Annotated in this window: 12 protein-coding genes and 3 pseudogenes; 7 read left to right on the top strand and 8 right to left on the bottom strand. The window is 65.6% G+C overall.

Translation table 11 applies throughout. From position 1 onward, the window contains the following. Nucleotides 1-389: 389 nt before the first annotated feature. From Mspo_RS18475 to Mspo_RS18465, 3 pseudogenes are all read left to right on the top strand, one after another. Nucleotides 390-1,134: pseudogene (locus Mspo_RS18475) on the top strand (ImuA family protein). After that, nucleotides 1,049-2,569, top strand: a pseudogene (locus Mspo_RS18470) (DNA polymerase Y family protein). The pseudogenes Mspo_RS18475 and Mspo_RS18470 overlap by 86 nt, the downstream one beginning before the upstream one ends. Next, a pseudogene (locus Mspo_RS18465) lies at nucleotides 2,566-5,754 on the top strand (error-prone DNA polymerase). Before Mspo_RS18470 ends, Mspo_RS18465 begins: the two co-directional pseudogenes overlap by 4 nt. A 159-nt stretch (nucleotides 5,755-5,913) precedes the next feature. Here Mspo_RS18465 and Mspo_RS18460 read toward each other — a convergent pair. Continuing rightward, on the bottom strand, nucleotides 5,914-7,020 hold the full coding sequence (locus Mspo_RS18460; protein ID WP_159732552.1) for a Rha family transcriptional regulator: 1,107 nt from the start codon (nucleotides 7,018-7,020) through the stop codon (nucleotides 5,914-5,916). Between the two features lie 536 nt (nucleotides 7,021-7,556). Between Mspo_RS18460 and Mspo_RS18455 the strand changes: the two genes are divergently transcribed. The 3 genes from Mspo_RS18455 to Mspo_RS18445 all read left to right on the top strand — a co-directional run bounded on the left by Mspo_RS18455 (nucleotide 7,557) and on the right by Mspo_RS18445 (nucleotide 9,714). Continuing rightward, complete coding sequence (locus Mspo_RS18455; RefSeq protein WP_159732549.1) at nucleotides 7,557-8,084, top strand: hypothetical protein; 528 nt, start codon at nucleotides 7,557-7,559, stop codon at nucleotides 8,082-8,084. A gap of 104 nt (nucleotides 8,085-8,188) precedes the next feature. Next, a complete protein-coding gene (locus tag Mspo_RS18450) occupies nucleotides 8,189-9,022 on the top strand; it encodes a hypothetical protein (RefSeq protein WP_159732546.1) in 834 nt (277 codons plus the stop codon). Beyond that, nucleotides 8,995-9,714 carry a hypothetical protein gene (locus tag Mspo_RS18445; protein ID WP_159732543.1) on the top strand — a complete coding sequence of 240 codons (720 nt, stop codon included), beginning with the start codon at nucleotides 8,995-8,997 and terminating at the stop codon, nucleotides 9,712-9,714. Before Mspo_RS18450 ends, Mspo_RS18445 begins: the two co-directional genes overlap by 28 nt. A gap of 96 nt (nucleotides 9,715-9,810) precedes the next feature. Here the strand turns inward: Mspo_RS18445 and Mspo_RS18440 are convergent, their stop codons facing one another. The 4 genes from Mspo_RS18440 to Mspo_RS18425 all read right to left on the bottom strand — a co-directional run bounded on the left by Mspo_RS18440 (nucleotide 9,811) and on the right by Mspo_RS18425 (nucleotide 12,800). Beyond that, nucleotides 9,811-10,239, bottom strand: a complete 429-nt coding sequence (locus Mspo_RS18440; protein ID WP_159732540.1) for a DUF4326 domain-containing protein — start codon at nucleotides 10,237-10,239, stop codon at nucleotides 9,811-9,813. Between the two features lie 51 nt (nucleotides 10,240-10,290). Continuing rightward, nucleotides 10,291-10,470, bottom strand: coding sequence for a hypothetical protein (locus Mspo_RS18435; RefSeq protein ID WP_159732535.1), 180 nt, complete (start codon nucleotides 10,468-10,470; stop codon nucleotides 10,291-10,293). 183 nt (nucleotides 10,471-10,653) lie between these two features. After that, nucleotides 10,654-11,013 carry a hypothetical protein gene (locus tag Mspo_RS18430; protein ID WP_159732532.1) on the bottom strand — a complete coding sequence of 120 codons (360 nt, stop codon included), beginning with the start codon at nucleotides 11,011-11,013 and terminating at the stop codon, nucleotides 10,654-10,656. A gap of 1,349 nt (nucleotides 11,014-12,362) precedes the next feature. After that, nucleotides 12,363-12,800 (bottom strand): hypothetical protein, encoded by a 438-nt coding sequence (locus Mspo_RS18425; protein ID WP_244613543.1) that lies wholly within the window; start codon nucleotides 12,798-12,800, stop codon nucleotides 12,363-12,365. Nucleotides 12,801-12,829: 29 nt separating this feature from the next. On the opposite strand from Mspo_RS18425, the gene Mspo_RS18420 reads away from it, so the two are divergent. Continuing rightward, nucleotides 12,830-13,054, top strand: coding sequence for a tautomerase family protein (locus Mspo_RS18420; RefSeq protein ID WP_159732529.1), 225 nt, complete (start codon nucleotides 12,830-12,832; stop codon nucleotides 13,052-13,054). Between the two features lie 60 nt (nucleotides 13,055-13,114). On the opposite strand, the gene Mspo_RS18415 is transcribed toward Mspo_RS18420, so the two are convergent. The 3 genes from Mspo_RS18415 to Mspo_RS18405 all read right to left on the bottom strand — a co-directional run bounded on the left by Mspo_RS18415 (nucleotide 13,115) and on the right by Mspo_RS18405 (nucleotide 16,504). Beyond that, nucleotides 13,115-13,813: a hypothetical protein gene (locus Mspo_RS18415; RefSeq protein WP_159732526.1), complete on the bottom strand. Its 699-nt coding sequence runs from the start codon at nucleotides 13,811-13,813 to the stop codon at nucleotides 13,115-13,117. A gap of 1,064 nt (nucleotides 13,814-14,877) precedes the next feature. Continuing rightward, nucleotides 14,878-15,330, bottom strand: coding sequence for a hypothetical protein (locus Mspo_RS18410; protein WP_159732523.1), 453 nt, complete (start codon nucleotides 15,328-15,330; stop codon nucleotides 14,878-14,880). 73 nt (nucleotides 15,331-15,403) lie between these two features. Beyond that, on the bottom strand, nucleotides 15,404-16,504 hold the full coding sequence (locus tag Mspo_RS18405; RefSeq protein WP_159732520.1) for an ISAs1 family transposase: 1,101 nt from the start codon (nucleotides 16,502-16,504) through the stop codon (nucleotides 15,404-15,406). Nucleotides 16,505-16,726: the final 222 nt, after the last annotated feature.

Genomic DNA, 16,726 nt, shown 5'->3' with positions numbered 1-16,726 from the left:
ATTCCCGTGAAGCGCTTTGTCCCGGAAGCTCCCGCACGCTGAACGGATTGCGGACGAATGATTTACGGCTACGCACGAGTTTCAACGGACGGCCAGAGCGTTGACGCGCAAGTGAAGGCGCTATGCGCCGCCGGGGGCCGAGACGGTAGGAGCGCAGTGATTCGTCGCCGTGAGGCTCTCGCACAGCACGACTGCAAAAGGTAGAGGTTTTGCAGGCGCCGAGCTCGTCTCGGATATGAAGGTCTCCTTCGGGTCAGAGTTTCGCCTTCGTAGCGCGGCCTTACGCGCAAAGAAATATCCGCAAGCCCGTCCTCTTGACTCCCCGCCTCGGAGTGGAGAACATTTAGAGAACATGATATTGAGCCCACACCCGGAGGTCGAGAAGGCGCTTGCGGCACGAGCCCGCCATAGAGTCGTTGCGCGCGCAGATCGAGAAGATCGAAGGCCGAGCCCGGCGCGTCAAATCGGTCCTTCCGTTCGGAATCGCTGACATCGACGCACGTCTTCCGGGCGGTGGTCTCGCCCTCGGCGCGCTCCATGAGATCGCTGGCGGAGGCAACGGCGCCGTGGACGGCGCGGCCGCGGCGCTCTTCGCCGCCGGGATCGCGACCCGCACGAAAGGCAAGGTTCTCTGGGTCATCACGCGATCCGACCTCGTCGCCCCGGCGCTGGCGCAGGCGGGCTTGGCACCCGATCGCGTGATCTATGTCGAGGCCGGCAACGACAAGACCGTGCTCGCATGTGTCGAGGAAGGCTTGCGGCACGGCGGTCTCGGCGCGGTCGTCGGAGAAGTCGCGCGTCTCGACATGACCGCGTCCCGGCGTCTCCAACTCTGCGCCGAGGGAAGCGGCTCGATCGGGCTCGCGTTGCGGCGCTGGCGCCGGCAATCCGAAGCCGTCGACTTCGGTCAGCCGACTGCCGCGGCGACCAGATGGCGCGTCTCGGTCATGCCCTCGGCGGCTCTGCGGCGTCGGCCGCCACCGTTGGCTCCTGGAGCTGATCCGCGTCCGCGCCGGTGAAAGCGCGGATTTCGAAGTGGAGGCCTGTGATGGCTCGGGTCGTCTCGCTGTTCCTGCCGAGCTGGCCCACAGACCGACTTCGACGGCAGGCTGGCGACGCGGCGCCGCCGGCTGAGACGCCGCTCGTCCTGATCGGCCACGACGGGAGGAGGCAGGTGGTGCGAGCTGCAGACGCCGCGGCCATGGCCGCGGGCGCACGCGACGGAATGCCGGCCGCCAAGGCGCGAATTCTCGTGCAAGGTCTCGTCGTTCGACATCACGACCCCGCGACCGACGCCCAGGGGCTCGACCGTCTCGCGCTGTGGGCGCTCCGACGCTACGCGCCGATCGTCGCGGCCGATCCCCCGGACGGCTTGGTGATCGACTCCACCGCCGATCATCTTCACGGCGGCGAAGAGACCATGCTCGCCGGCCTGATCGACAGGCTTTCATCGTCCGGCGTGCGCGCGCGTGCGGCGATCGCCGACAGCTAAGACGCGGCGCACGCCTTGGCTCGCTACGCTGCGCGGCCCGTGATGATCGCGCCGCTCGGACATGGCGGTTCCGTAGCCTTCCGCTCGCCGCGCTTCGCCTGCCTGCCGATATGGTCGCCGCGCTCCATGTGCTCGGCTTCGAGCTGATCGGCGATCTCCTCGCGCAGCCGCGCGCGCCGCTTACTCTCCGCTTCGGGCCGCAGCTGGGGCGCCGCATCGATCAGGCCCTCGGAGTTCTAAGCGAGCCGATCGAGCCGATCGAGCCGATCCGACCCGACGAGCTGATCGAGGTGAAGCGCAATTTCGCAGAGTCCATCGGCGCAGCCGAGACCATCGCCCGCCATATCGGCGAGCTGGTCGTCCAGCTCTGCGCCGGACTGGAGGCCGAGGGGCTGGGGGCCAAGCGCCTCGACCTCATTTGTCACCGGGTCGACGATCGCCTGCAGGCGGTCCGTGTCGGGGTCGCCATGCCGGTGCGCGACGTGAAGCGCCTCACGCGGCTCCTGACCGACAAGATCGAGATGATCGAGCCCGGCTTCGGTATCGAAACCCTCAGCCTCGCCGCGACACTGGCCGAGCCGCTCGCGGAAAAGCAGACCCTGACCGCGATGGTCGATGACGGAGCGCCGGACGTGTCCGATCTCGTCGACACCCTCGTCAACCGCGTCGGTGAGCAGCGCCTCTACCGAGCTGCGCCGGTCGCCACCGAGACGCCCGAGCGCTCGGTACGCCGAATTTTGCCCATGGCGCCGGACACCGGCGAGACATGGCAGGGGCGCTGGCCTCGGCCATCGCGGCTGTTGCCGTCGCCCGAACCGATCGAGACGATGGCCGCCCTGCCGGATCATCCGCCGGTCGCCTTCACCTGGCGCGGCGTCCGGCGGCGTCCGCCGGGCCGACGGACCCGAGCGTATCCGCGGCGAGTGGTGGCGGCGCGATGCCGAACTGACCGCCGTGCGTGACTATTTCCGCGTCGAGGACGACGCCGGCGAACGCTATTGGATCTTCCGTTCCGGGGACGGCGAGGATCCCAACAGCGGCTCGCAGCGCTGGTTCCTGCATGGAATGTTCGGATGAGCGGCTCATTCCGCTACGCCGAGCTGCAGGTCACGTCGCATTTTTCGTTTCTGCGCGGCGCGTCATCCTGCGATGAGCTTTTCACCCAGGCTGCGCTTCAAGGCGTCAAAGCGGTGGCGGTGGTCGACCGCAACTCGCTTGCCGGTGTCGTGCGCGCATTCGAGGCCGCCAAGGCGACAGGCGTGCGCCTGATCGTTGGCTGTCGCCTCGATCTTATGGACGGCATGTCGGTGCTGGTCTATCCGACCGACCGCGCCGCCTATGGCCGGCTCTGCCGGCTGCTGTCGCTCGGCAAGAAGCGCGGCGGCAAGGCGAAATGCATCCTCGAATGGGCCGATCTCGTCGCCTATGGCGAGGGCCTGATCGGCGTCCTCGTTCCAGACGAGGCCGATGAGACCTGTGGTCTGCGATTGCGCCGGCTGCGCGACGCCTTCGGCGACCGCGCCTATCTCGCATTGACGCTTCGTCGGCGCCCCAACGACCAGCTTCGCATCCACGAGCTGTCGACCATGGCCACGCGGAGCGCGTGCCGAGCGTCGTCACCAATGACGTGCTCTATCACGCGCCCGACCGGCGCATGCTGCAGGATGTCGTGACCTGCATCCGTCACGGCGTCACCATCGACGAGCTGGGCGATCGGCGCGAGCATGGCGACCGCTACATGAAGCCGCCCGAGGGAATGCGCCGGCTGTTCCCGCGCAATCCCGAGGCGGTCGCGCGCACGATCGAGATCGCGGCGCGTTGCCGCTTCGATCTCGGGGAGCTTTCCTACCAATATCCGGAGGAGCGCGATGATCCGACGCTCACCCCGCAGGAGACGCTGGAGAAGCTCGTCTGGGAGGGCGCGGAAACGCGCTATCCCGAAGGCGTGCCAGAGAGCGTCCGGGCGTCCCTGCGGCACGAGCTGGGCCTGATCGAGAAGCTTCGATACGCGCCGTATTTTCTCACGGTGAACAGCATCGTCCGCTTCGCCCGCTCCCGGGACATCCTCTGCCAGGGCCGTGGATCGGCCGCCAATTCCGCCGTCTGCTACGTGCTCGGCGTCACCTCGATCGATCCCGACCGCAACGACCTCCTGTTCGAGAGGTTCGTCAGCGAGGAGCGCCGCGAGCCGCCGGATATCGATGTCGATTTCGAGCATGAGAGGCGCGAGATCGTCATGCAGTGGGTTTTCGACACCTATGGCCGCGACCGCGCGGCGCTTTGCTCGACCGTGATCCGCTATCGCGCCAAGGGCGCGATGCGCGACGTCGGCAAGGCGCTCGGCCTCCCTCAGGATATCGTCGAGACGCTGTCGAGCCGGATCTGGGGTCGATCGGAGGGTGCCGAGGACGAACACGTCGCGGCGTTCGCCCTCGGCGACCGGCGCTTGCGCCTGGCGCTCGACCTCGCGCGTCAGCTCATGGGGACGCCCCGACATCTGTCGCAGCATCCCGGCGGATTCGTCCTGACGCAGGACAGGCTCGACGAGCTGGTCCCGATCGAGCCGGCCGCGATGGACGCGCGGCAAGTGATCGAATGGGACAAGGACGACATCGACGCCTTGAAGTTCATGAAGGTCGACGTGCTGGCGCTGGGGATGCTGAGCTGCATGAAGCGCGGCCTCGACATGCTCGCCGATCACAAAGGAATCCATCTCGATCTCGCCGCCATCTCGGCCGAGGACCCGCGAACCTATGCGATGATCCGGCGCGCCGACACGCTCGGAACCTTCCAGATCGAATCCCGCGCGCAGATGTCGATGTTGCCGCGGCTGAAGCCGAGGACCTTCTATGATCTCGTCGTGCAGGTCGCGATCGTCAGGCCGGGACCGATCCAGGGCGACATGGTCCACCCCTATCTGCGCCGCCGGGAAGGGCTGGAGCCCGTCGTCTTCCCGAAGCCGGAGCTCGAAAAAGTGCTCGGCAAGACCTTGGGCGTCCCGGCCTTTCAGGAACAGGCCATGCGTGGCGATCGAATGCGCCGGCTTCACGCCCGGCGAAGGCGACATGCTGCGCAAATCCATGGCCACATTCAAATTCACCGGCGGCGTCTCTGGATTCAAGCAGAAGCTGATCGAAGGAATGGTCGAGCGCGGCTATGAGCGCGACTTCGCCGAGCGGACCTTCCGTCAGCTCGAAGGCTTCGGCTCCTACGGGTTTCCGGAATCGCACGCGGCCTCTTTCGCGCTCATCGCCTATGCCTGCGCATGGCTGAAATGCTGGCATCCCGATGTGTTCTGCGCGGCGTTGCTGAACGCTCAGCCCATGGGCTTCTATGCGCCGGCCCAGATCGTCAGGGATGCGGTCGCGCATGGAGTCGATGTGCGGCCGGTCTGCGTCAACGCCTCGCGCTGGGATTGCGCGCTGGAGTTTGCGGTGCGCCTCGGCCTGCGCATGGTCAAAGGTCTCGCCAACGCCCATGGCGGCGCCATCGTCGCCGCACGGGCCGACTGGCCCTTCGCCTCGGTCGACGATCTCTGGCGGCGCGCCGGCGTCCCTTCCGCGGCTCTCGTCCATCTCGCCGAAGCCAACGCCTTCCGTCCAGCCCTGGGGCTCGCCCGCCGCGAGGCCTTATGGGCGATCAAGGCGCTGCGGGACGAGCCGCTTCCTCTCTTCGCCGCCGCCTCCGCGCGGGAGGCGGAATTCGTGCCCGAGGTGAACGAGCCCGTCGTTACATTGCGGCCGATGACGGCGGGAGGCGAGGTCGTCGAGGACTACGGCCATGTCGGACTGACGCTGAGAGCGCATCCGCTCAGCTTCCTCCGCGAGGATCTCCGGCGCCGGCGCATCGTCACCTGCGCCGAGGCCATGGCGGCGCGCGACGGCCGCTGGCTGGAAGCCGCCGGCATCGTCCTCGTCCGCCAGCGTCCTGGGAGCGCCAAGGGGGTCATGTTCGTCACCTTGGAGGACGAGACCGGCATCGCCAATCTCGTGATCTGGGTGAAGGTGCTCGAGGCGAACCGGCGCGCCATCCTGTCGGCCGGGATGATGGCGGAGCACGGCCGCGTGCAGCGCGAGGGCGACGTCGTTCATCTGGTCGCGCAGCGCATCACGGACCTCTCGGCCGACCTCGCCAGCGTGGGCAGCCGGGAAGCGGCGTTTCCTCTTCCGCATGGCCGGGGCGAGCAGTTCCGTAGCCGCGGCTCCGGTCTTCCCGAATTGCCCAGGGAGTCGATAAGAGTGAGAAGCCGGGATTTCCACTAATCGAAACTTGTACATCCGGCGGCTGCGTCGAAAAACGATCGACGCAACCGCCAGGGCGAACGTGCAGGCGCGGATACGAAGTTGGCCGGCGCCGAGACGATGGAAAGCAGCGCGAACTGCTCGCCCATCTGGTTCCGTCACGTGATCTTTTTTGAAAGATCAATGTCTTTGGCGCGGCAAGCCGACGGTGAGCTGCTGGTCCGCGGCTTGAGCGGCGATAAGGATCACCCGTTCGAAATTATGGAACGCCGGTGTTTCCGCGAGCCCTGCTCCCAGCGAGACCTTCTCTCGAAAGGACCGGAAGTAGCTTTCGAGCGTCTTGATCTGATAGCACAGGGCGACGGCATCGTTTTGGGCAGCGACATCGTAAGGAAAGAGGCCGCCGGGACCGGCGGGCCATGCCGTGTTGAGCTGGCGGCGGTCGAAAGCGAGCGCATGGAGAGCCGCCTCCGTGATTGCCTGGCGCTCTGTCGGCCCACCGCCGAAATCGACTGTGACGAACCCTTTCGCAAGCGGGGGAAGACGTTCGAGCGCGGGCTCCTTATTGCGGATCCCGAGCGCCTCGCAGGATTCTTCCGCGAGCAGCGGGAATCGCTTGTCGCCGGTGTAGGGGATATTTCCGACGAACAGGATTTTGAGCAGGTAGTCCGGGCTGATGAAGTCGCCGGAGTAGATATCTTTGAAGCGCCGGCGGCAGTGCTCGGCGAATTCCAGCGGCGCGGACTCGGGCTCCTCGGGGTCGACGGGTCGCCGGAGGCCGAGCTCGGTCTCCATGGCGTTGAACGCGTCGATGTATTTAATTTTCCACTCCAACGCTTCATCTCCGGTGAAGCCGAAGGCGAGAAGCGCGAAGCCGTCGCGGGTCATCGCGAAAGAGCGAATGGCGCGGTCCTGCACGGTTGGATGAGGGTGAGAAATCTCCCTAAACCATTGTTTTTTCGCATCCCTCAATTTTGAGGACTGGAGCAACCCGTCGATATCGCGCAGGACGTTGTCATGGCGTTTGCCGAACACATCGGCGACCTGTCGGCTGTCGGCGAGGACTCTCCCCTCGGCGACGGAGACGAGGATTTTGACGGGCAGGTTTTCGGCCGGATCACCGGCATCGTGGTTTTGATGAGCTGACATTTTCCGCTCCGCATTGAAATCACGGCTGTTTTCGAGCAGCCGCGCTGCGCCCTGGGGCTTTGCCCGGGCGCCACGAGAATCAGCTTGCGTGTGGTATGTGCGAATATGAAGCGCCGCGCCGGCCGGAAATTCGCGCAAGTGGCCGCTCAAAAAAAATTCATCGGCCCGCGCCGCGCGCGCCGAATTCCGCGCCGGCGGTCCTTCGAATTCACCTTTTGCGTATTTTTCTGCGAGTCAGCGCGCCTTGCGTGTGATGTTCGCCGGTTCCGCTCTGAGCGCCTTGAAGGGGCGTCCGGCACCAACGGTGCAATGGTCCATTCCCGGAGATTTTTGCTGTCCCGCTAGTGTCCCGGTTCTGTCTCGGAGGCGTCGCGGAAGCGTCCCGCTCGGCGGGGGCGTTAGCAAGAAGCGCGCCGCTATGGGGCGCGCGGCGCGCGGCTTCTCATTCGCGCAGACGCGTCCCACGGTGAGCCGTCAAGAGCGAATTTGCAAGCCGCGGGGGTCAGAGCGCGATGCAGAAGAAGACGGAACGGGTTCTCGGGCTGATCGCTCGGCCGGCGAATCGATCGGCGCTGTTCTGGTGGATGCTAGAAAACCACGATCGGATCGCTGAGGCGTCGAACGGAACGCGGATGGACTGGCGGGGTTTGTGCGCGGAATTCGCGGCGATGGGAATGGGCGACACGACGGGCAAGCCGGTGTCGGAGGCGAACGCCCGAAAGACCTGGTTCCGGGCGCGGCGCGAAAAGCAGCGGCGCGACAAAGCGACGAGAGCGAGCGAGGCGGCGCGGGCAGCGGCCGCCGAGGTGCGAAAGAGCTACCCGTCACGGCAGCCGACGGACTTGCGGCCGATGGTCGCGACGAATGGCGCGGCGAGCTCGGTCGCGAACAGCGGCGGGGGCGGGCGCGTGCTCGCCGTGCCGAAAGCGGGCGCGCCTGGGGTTCGCGAGGGGCTGGTGCGACATCCGATCGAGCCGCAGCGCGTGGTGCAGCAGCGTGTCGCGGGCGAGGCGGACATTCGCGCACACATGAGCGAGATCGGGGAGGACGGGCGTCTAACGCCGCGCGCGATCGAGCTGACAATGGCGTGGAGCGGGATGCAGGCGCGCCGAGCGGACAGGTGGACGGGCGTAGCGCAGGGACTGCTCGTCCTCGAGGACGAAGTGATTCTGGTCGAGTTCGAAACGGCGAGGCGACCATGACGAACGGACAAAAAAATTCGAATTCATATTCGCACACGGTCGGCCGACGTTTGCGGCGTCGGCCCGGCCGAGACGGCGGCGGTCGAGAAGCGGAGATTATCACGATGGCAAAGGTCGAAAATCAAATCGAGGACACGGGAACCGCGGTCGCTGGCGCGCCGAAGGCGGGCGAGGGGGCCGCACTTCCGGTGCTGATCATGATGCTGGGCCGGAGTCGAGTCGGGAAAACGGCGACGGCGACGACGCTCATTCAATACTATCGGTCGGCGGGCGGGCAGTTGCAGGTCTGGAACGCGGACCAGCAAAACGAGACGCACAGCCTATCGCGTTTTCATATGGACGCGCTCGAACCGCGCCCTGGGAGCACTTTCGAGGACCAAAAGCGCTGGCTAGAGGATCGGATTCAGGATCAGAGCCGGGCGCGATTTCACGCCTTGATCGACTTTCCCGGCGGGGATTCGACCGTGCTGAAACTGGCTCAGGAGACGCGTCTCGTTCGATTGCTGAAACGCATGGGCATTCGGCCAGTGGCGGTTCATGTCGTCGGGCCGGAGAAGGCCGATCTCGATTATCTGCGCCACATGGCGGCGGCGGATGTGTTCATGCCCAAGGCGACTCTCATCGTTTTGAACGGGGGCCTCGTGCAGTCGGGTCAGTCGATCGATCAGTCGTTTGCGGAGATCATGACGGATAGCGTCGTTCGTGACGCGGTTTCGAAGGGCGCGGTGGTGATCACCATGCCGGCGCTTCCGTGCATGTCGGAGATCATGGATCTGGGGATCTCGTTCCGCGACGCTGCGGATGGGAGGTTCGAGGGCGACGAGGAGCTGCTGTCGCTGTTCGATCGGGCTCGGACGGAGATTTTCTTGGAGGAGGGGCTACCCGAGGCGTTGGGCGGGATTCCGCTCGCGTGGACGCCCGCGGCGAAGGAGGCATGATCATGTTGGATCACACCAATCGGTCGGGAGGCGCGCAGGCGTCCGAGGCGGCGGCAATTATGGAGCCGCTCGAAGGCGCGATCCGCGACGTCGAGCAGGCGGCTCACGGCTGGGGCGTTCGGACGAACCATCCGGAGGGCCGGTTCATCGCGGTGTTCATGGCGGCGCTGCGGGTGCTCGGGTCGCTCGTTGCGGGATCGGTGGCCGAAATGCGGGAAATCGTTCGTGGCGCGCAGAGCACGACAGATGCGGAGATCGCGCGGCTTCGAGAGGCGAACCGGATGGCGGCTCTGGCGATCCGGCAGGCGGAAGTGGTGCAGGAGACGATCGTCAGCAATGTCTGCAAGGATTTGGTGAAGAACCTGACGAGCGAGTCGCAGCGATGGCTAGTGCTGGCGGAGGACAATATCTCTCGTCGTCGCACGCGCCTATTCGCAATGAAGATGAGCGCGGCGGCGCTGGCGTTGCTGTGTGTGAGCTTTTGGTCCGGCTATCAGATTCGCGTGTTGCAAGATGAGCCGGCGCTGCAATCGCTGGCGCGCTGCGCGAAAACGCCGATGCGGGTGGCGATACAGGGTCAGCCGACGGGCGACTGGGTGTGCAAGCTGGAGACGCTGGCTCCGCGGGAGTGGCGAGATTTGCCCGACGAGCTGCAGCGTCGGTGGCTTACGTGGTGGCCGTTTTCGGGCTGAGGACGAGCCGGCGGGTCTGACACGGATGAGGGGCAGATGCGCGGCGCGCGTCTGCCCCTCTCCATTTTCCCGCGCGGACTGCTCGGCCTGCAATGTTCAATCGCATGTGACGGCGAGAAGTCTCTCGATTTGCGCCTTGATGAGATCGCCATGGCACGGCTTGTCGAGCGGGGCGCCGTGACACCAGCACATGAGGATGAGGCGCTCGCCGGCGCGCACGCGCTCGGCGAGTTGCTCGGTCGCGGCGGACATCGGGCCGCCACGCGCGAGGTCGGCGTCGTATTTCTTCTTGTAGAGCGCGATGACTTCGGCGCGGCGGACGTCGTCGCGATGATTTTGGAGAATGAAGGGATTGCCGAGGATCGGATTGCATCTGTCGATATCGACGATGGCTTCGCCGGGGCGCGGCTTGGCGGCGGCGCCCTTGCGCTTGTTTCCGAGGCGGACGCTCCCCGAGGGGGCGCGGATTTGGTCGGGTGCGGCGGCCGCGGGGGAGGCGGCTCGTCGGGAATCGAGGGCGTTCATTCGCGTGTCTCCTGTCAGAGTGGCGAATCCGAAGCGCCGAGGGGCGCTCGGTCATTCGGAGTCGGGGGGCTTCTGTTTGACGCGGCGATAGGAGGCCTTGCCCTTTTTCGGCGCGACGATTTTAGGGCGGGCGTCGAGAGCGATCTCGGCGCCGGCGTTGGCGGCGCGTCGGCGCAGGGCGCGGGCGGCCTGGTTGATCGGGCGGGCGATGGGCCGGCGGGAGAGAGCCATAGCGATTACTTTCGTGGTGGCGACGCGAGCGATGAGCTGCCTGGGTCGCTCTCCTCGTCGGGTGGATACGTCGATGAAATGCGGAAGCCTTGCGGCTCCCGCAGGTCGTGCGTCAAGCGTCGAATGCGTCGATTTCAGCCCGGGGAGATTTGCGCTCTGCGGGCTCGGCGCGATCGGCGGCTTTCACGAATTGGGCGACGAATTGCCATTGAAGGGCTTCCAATAGCCGCGCAGATCGAGCGTTGCGCCGATCGCATATCCGGCGACGATCGCGTCGAATTCGTCGCGGCTCAAGTGATCGGGGGCATACCAGACGGCGTGGACGGCGCGGCCGTCCGCCTTGTCGCCATAGAAATGGACGGCGCGGGCGCCGGGAATGGTGACGTGCTCCTTATGATGATCGGTGAGGGTGACGACGAGAGTGTCGCGAGATCGCAGGAGGCGACGGGTGTGGTCGGCGGCGATGGCGTCGGCGCGGCGGCGCTGTTCCTGCTCGCGCAGCTCGGCTGCGTTCGGACGGCGGAGCTTGGTGAAGTCGAACATGTCGTTCTCCATCGAGATCGCGAGAGAGGGAGGCTGGGCGCTTTCGCTCCCCGCCCGGCGGCTTCAGCCGAAAGCGCCCATTTCGGCGGCAGCGGATTTGCGCTCGACGGTCTCGCCTTCGCGCTGCGCGACATGGGGCTTCCAATCGCCGGTGATTTCGAGGTAGGCGTCGATGGCGCCCTGGCGGCGGCGAGCAAGGCGTAGGACTGCATAGCGAGATCGGCGGCGAACTGTCGGGCGCGCTGGGCCTTGCTCTCGAAGCCGGCGGGGGCGTCGCGATCCTCGTCGCGGATGTCATTGGCGAGCTTGGCGGTGAGGGTTCGGGCCTCTGTCACCTTCTCGGAATAGAAACGTCCGGCTCCCTGGGCGGAAGCGACATAGGTTCCGACGACGCGCTGAAAGTGCATTTGCGCGGCCTTCTCATTGAGGGCGTCATCGAAGGCGAGCGCGGTTTCGCGCAGGAGCTTTTCATGAGACGCGCGGATGCCGAGGTAGTCCGGGGCGGAGAGGCCGAAGGCGGCGGCGATGCTGACAGCCTGGGCGTCGGTGGGGCAGAGGAGGCGCGCGGCCTCGAAGGAGATTTGCGGACGAGCGGGACGCGCGTTCTTGTTGGCTTTGGCGGCGACGGCGGCGGACTTCTGAGGACGATTAGCCATGACGAATTTCCTTCTTTTGCAATGGACTGGCCCCATGCCAGTGCCGAGGCCCGGCCCTTCAGGGCCGGGCCTCGGCATTGGCATGGGAGCCAATGCGGCGCGCCCTAAGCGGAGCAGTCAAAGAATCGCGCGCCTTCGCGCGACCGCTCCGCGGCGCGGAGCCACGCACAGGCGGCGGCGCCTCGAAGCGCCGACGGCGAGCATGGCGAGCGTTCTTGACGGCGACGCTGGGCGTGCCAGAGAAAGGCCGAGGCCGGGCGCAGTCCCGGCGTCGGCTGGGAAAGAGATTTCTTCTTTATGAGGGAAGCGAAGCTTCGCTCTGAAAACGGCATGCGGAGGCATGCGCGGAAACGCATCCGCGCGCGGGAGCGCGCTGGGGAAAAACGTCTTCAGGCTCTTGGAATGCGGTGATTATTCGCGGGGACGGCCGGCGCGCGCGAAAGCGATCGTCACCGAAGGCCGAGACGTCGCTTGCGACGCCTCGGTGAGCGCCGCTCGCGGCGCGAGTAGAGCGCGGTTCCGATTTATCGGAATTCGCCCATCTCTCATGGATGAAGAGCTTTCCGACGATGAGGAGTTGGAAGGCGGCGGAGAGATCGAAGCGCACTGTGGACTCGGCGGCAAATCCGAGACGGTTTCGAACTCGCCTACTCAGGGTCATGACAGCAGACACAGAGCTTGTTGCCGTCGGGATCACGGAAATAAGCGCCGTAATAGTCGGGATGGAATTGCGGTCGCAGTCCAGGCTCGCCTTCGCAAGGAGCGCCGTTCGCGATCGCCGCCGCAATAACAGCTGTCGACGGCGGCTCGGGTCGGAGCGAGCAAGGCCACCATCTGCCCATTTCCTGCTGAGGCGCATTCGCCGTCGTATGGACGTCCGATAAGAAGAAGCGGTCGCGCGGCGATCGCCGGTCGCCAGCCGGCCCAGGTTTTGTCCGGCTCCGTAAATTTGAGAGGGAAGCCGAGCTCGTCCATGATGACGGAATAGAAGGCGAAGGCGCGGCGGAAATCCGTGACGCCGATGAAGACATGCGACAACATCATTTTGATCCATTCAGGTTCGAGAGATTGCAATTTGGCCCAGTGAAGCGCGCCGAGACAATCCGGTTCGGCGCTGGTCCCCTTCGCCAAACTGGCTATCCGACGAAAGGAACTACGCTATGCCTGTCATTACCGTTCGGATCGGCAAAGGCCGCCCCGCCGAGACGAAGCGGGCGGCGGCCCGAGCGATCACGGACGCCGCCGTGGCGACGCTGGGCGTAAAGCGCGAATGGGTGACTGTGCTATTCGAAGAATATGATCGAGAAAATTGGGCGACCGGCGGAGAGCTGCATGTCGACAAGTTCGGCCATGGATTTGGGACCGGAGGTTCGGAGGATGGCTGACGCCTGGAGCGCAGGGCGATGATCGGGCGGCGGGGACCTTTCGATCCCCGCCGTTCGGGCTCAGCCGAAGGCTCCCATTTCGGCGGCGGCGGACTTGCGCTCGACGCTTTCGGTCTCGCTGTGGGCGACGTAGGGCTTCCAATCCTCGCCGGTGATTGCGAGATAGGCTTCGACGGCTCCCTCGGCGGCGGCGAGGAGGGCGTAGGCCTGGATGGCGAGATCGGCGGCGAACTGGCGAGCGCGCTGGGCCTTGGACTCGAAGCCGGCGGGAGCGTCGCGATCCTCGTCGCGGGCGTCGTTGGCGAGCTTGGCGGTGAGGGTTTTGGCCTCTGTCACCTTTTCGGAGTAGAAGCGCCCGACTCCCTGGGCGGAAGCGACGTAGGTTCCGACGACGCGCTGAAAATGCATTTTGGTGGCGGTCTCGTTAAGCGCCTCGTCAAAGGCGGTCCAGGTCTTGCGGAGCAGCGTGTCGTGGGCCTCGCGGATCCCGGAGAAGTCGGGCACGGAGAGGGCGAAGGCTGCGGCGACGTTCGTCGCGACCGCGTCGTCGGGGCAGAGGAGGCGCGCGGCCTCGAGGGAGATCTGGGGGCGAGCGGGCTTATTGCGTTTCGCAGCGGACGTTTGGGGACGCTTCGTATGATCGTGATCCTGATTTTCTGGGCCGGGGGTTTCGCCGGCCCGATGCCGGTTTGTTCCCCTCGGTGCGGTCCCTGAAAGCCTGGCCCTGAGAGCGGGCCTGCACCCGCGTCCGGCGCCCATCGGGCGGCGGCGCGGGCCGTAGCTTCAGCGAAGGACGGCAGACGCCAATTTTTTTGTCTGGCGATGCAAAGATGTCCGGGGCGAAGAAAAGAGGCCGGCGCTTACGCCGGACACAAAGAGAGCGCCCCGGCATCTGCGGAAAAAAATTGGCGTCTGCCGTTGCGGGCACGGTCGGCCAGGCTTAGGGAGCCGCATAAAACCGAGGGGGCAAACCGACGCATCGGGGCTGCAGAGCGAAACGCCCCCAGAGAAATCGAGCGATCGTCGAGACCGAGCGCGCTCTCCCGAACGCCGCGACTGCGAGACGCATCCCGCCGACCATCGATCGACCGGAGCGCTCCGACGACTGCCGACGCGCGCGACGAACCGTCGATTGCCGCTGCCTCGGCCTCGATTCCCCGACGACCGCCCGCGGCCCATGACGCGCTCTGCAACCGGACCGCCCACGGCGCTCGACGAGACCGCCGACCCAGCACATCAGCGCCTCGGACGGACCGAGGCGCGCACCGCCGGGAGCCAGCTTTCTCGGAGACAGCGACGAGGCTTCCACCCCGACAGCGCGCTCGCCATCGACAGCGACGAGGTCGCGCCCGCCGTGCGAGAGCCCCTAGGCCAGCGCTCGCCTTCGCGACGAGCCATGCAGGGCTACGCCTGCCGCCTGCCGTGGAGCCGTCTCGCCGACCGCATCGGCGGGATTGGCCGCCCACGGCGCCGCGAGATCGCGGCGAGGGCAAATGCGACGCGCTACCGAAGGGGCACCCGGCCCGAACGGCGGGGATCGAAAGGCGCCCGCCTCTCCGGACTCCCGCCTCTTCATAGTGAGGGAAGCGGAGTTTCGCGCTGAAACGCTAACGGGCGGATGCGCGGAAACTCGTCCGCGCGCGGGGGCGCACTGGGGAGAAACAGCCGTCGTCAGGCCTTTGGATTGCAGGGATTGTTCGCGCTTCGGATCGGTTCTCGCAAAAGCGATCGTGACCGGGACGGCCGAGACGTCGCTTGCGACGGCTCGGTGAGCGCCGCTCGCGACGCGAGTAGAGCGCGGTTCCGATTTATCGGAATTCGCCCTAAGGGTGGATGAGAGGGGTCTGCGGGATGGCTTTCATGAGGGCCGCTACGGCTCCGACGACGGTTCCGATCATGACGAGGGTTTGGAAACCGATTGCGCTGATGACCCATTTGAGGGTGTTGGCGTTTACCTCGGTGATTTTTCGATCGAGGCCTTCGACTTTGAGCTCGAGGCCGGCTTTCAACTCGCTGATTTTGAGCTCGAGGCGGTGCTCGACGCCGTCGATTTTCTGATCGAGGCGGTGCTCTGTGGCTTCGAGGTCGGACTTCAATTCGCCGATTTTGAGGTCGAGGCGGTGTTCGGCGGCGTCGATTTTCTGATCGAGCTTGTGGCTGGCGGCTTCGACATCGGCTTTGGTCGCGGCCTGAGTGTCAACCAATTCGGCGAGCGCCGAGACTTGCTCGACGGAGAAGCCGGAGGCCTGGAGTTTGAGAATAGCTGCAGCGCTCATGGTTTAAATCCTATCATAGGCGTCGTGAGAGAAGAAAGGCCAGGCGAAAAGGACAGGGCGAAATCCTAAATCGTCAAGCTGCGAACAAGGTGGCTCGGAAGTTTGGGTCGACGCGGGCGCGCAGGCGCTTTCGGCGCATGGAGCCCTTGGTCTTGTCGGCCTTGAGCATGTTGAAGGCGGCGTGTCGGATCACGGCGAGGTTGAGGGGCGAATGGTCCTTGCGGGTCCGGCAGCGGTCCTCGTCGAAGATCACGTCCATCGTCCAATGGAGGTTGTTCTCGATTGCCCAATGGGCGCGCACGGCGGCCGCGAGAGCTTGCGGGTCCGGCTCGAGCGAGGAAATATAGAACCGCGTCTCGAGGCTTTCCGCGCCGGTTCTCTTATCGATGCGCCGCGAGGCGATCGCCACGAGAGAGCGCAGTCCCTTCCATTCGGGGTGACGCTCGGCCAGCCAAGCGGCGTCGGCGGCGCGGCACAGCCGCTCCTCGATGCGGCCATGGCCCGCGTCGATATCGCTCTCTCTCGCGCATGAGGCTTTGCCGGCCGGATCGGCGAAGAACAGCCTTGCGTCGTCATGCAGGCTCGTCTGATTGCCTTTGAGCGCGAGCACATAGTCTGCGCCTTTCTCGACGATGCGCGCGGCGATGGCCTTCTGCGTCCCCATGGCGTCGATGGAGACGATCGCGCCTTTGATGTCCAGCATATCCAAGAGCTCGGGGATGGCGGTGATCTCGTTGGACTTTCCGTCGACGGCGCGTTGCGCCAGCACGAGGCCGGCGGATGTGGCGTAGGCCGAGACCAGATGGAGCGCTCCGGTTCCATCGGACTGCCGCGATCCGCGCAGCGTCTTGCCGTCCACTGCGATGACCTCGCGGGCGAGCGGGCGCACCGAGGCCGCCCAGGCGGAAAAGCCTTGCTCCAGCGCCTTCGGGTCGAGCAGGCGGGAGACCTTGCGCAGGGTCTGGGCGGTGGCGACGCCGTTTTCAAATGGCAGATAGCCCCGCAACCAATCCAAGGCCCCGGCCGCGACCTCCTCGACGCCGTCCCAGTCGTCGGCCCCGCAGATCACGCCGACAAGGGTCGTCAGCAAAATCTCGTCGAGCGGATAGGTCACCATGCCGGGGATGCGGTGGTCCGGCACGATCCGCATATGAGCCAAGAATTCCGTCACCATGGCGCGTTCCTCCCGCGCCCCTTCGAATCCAACATGGTTAACGAATCGTTGACGATTTAAGACTCAGCCCTGGGGTGGTCTGCAGGGCCAGGGCGATCGGGTGAAGAAATAGGTGACAAGACGCGTCTGAGCTGAATCTGTCGGAATCCTCTGATTCGATCTTTGGGGGATTGCGATGGACGCGAGCGGACGCGACTTCGAGGCTCTGGCCGAGACGACGGC

The organism is Methylosinus sp. Ce-a6 (assembly GCF_009811655.1).
Classification (GTDB): Bacteria; Pseudomonadota; Alphaproteobacteria; order Rhizobiales; family Beijerinckiaceae; genus Methylosinus.
This window is presented reverse-complemented; position numbering and strand designations above follow the sequence as displayed.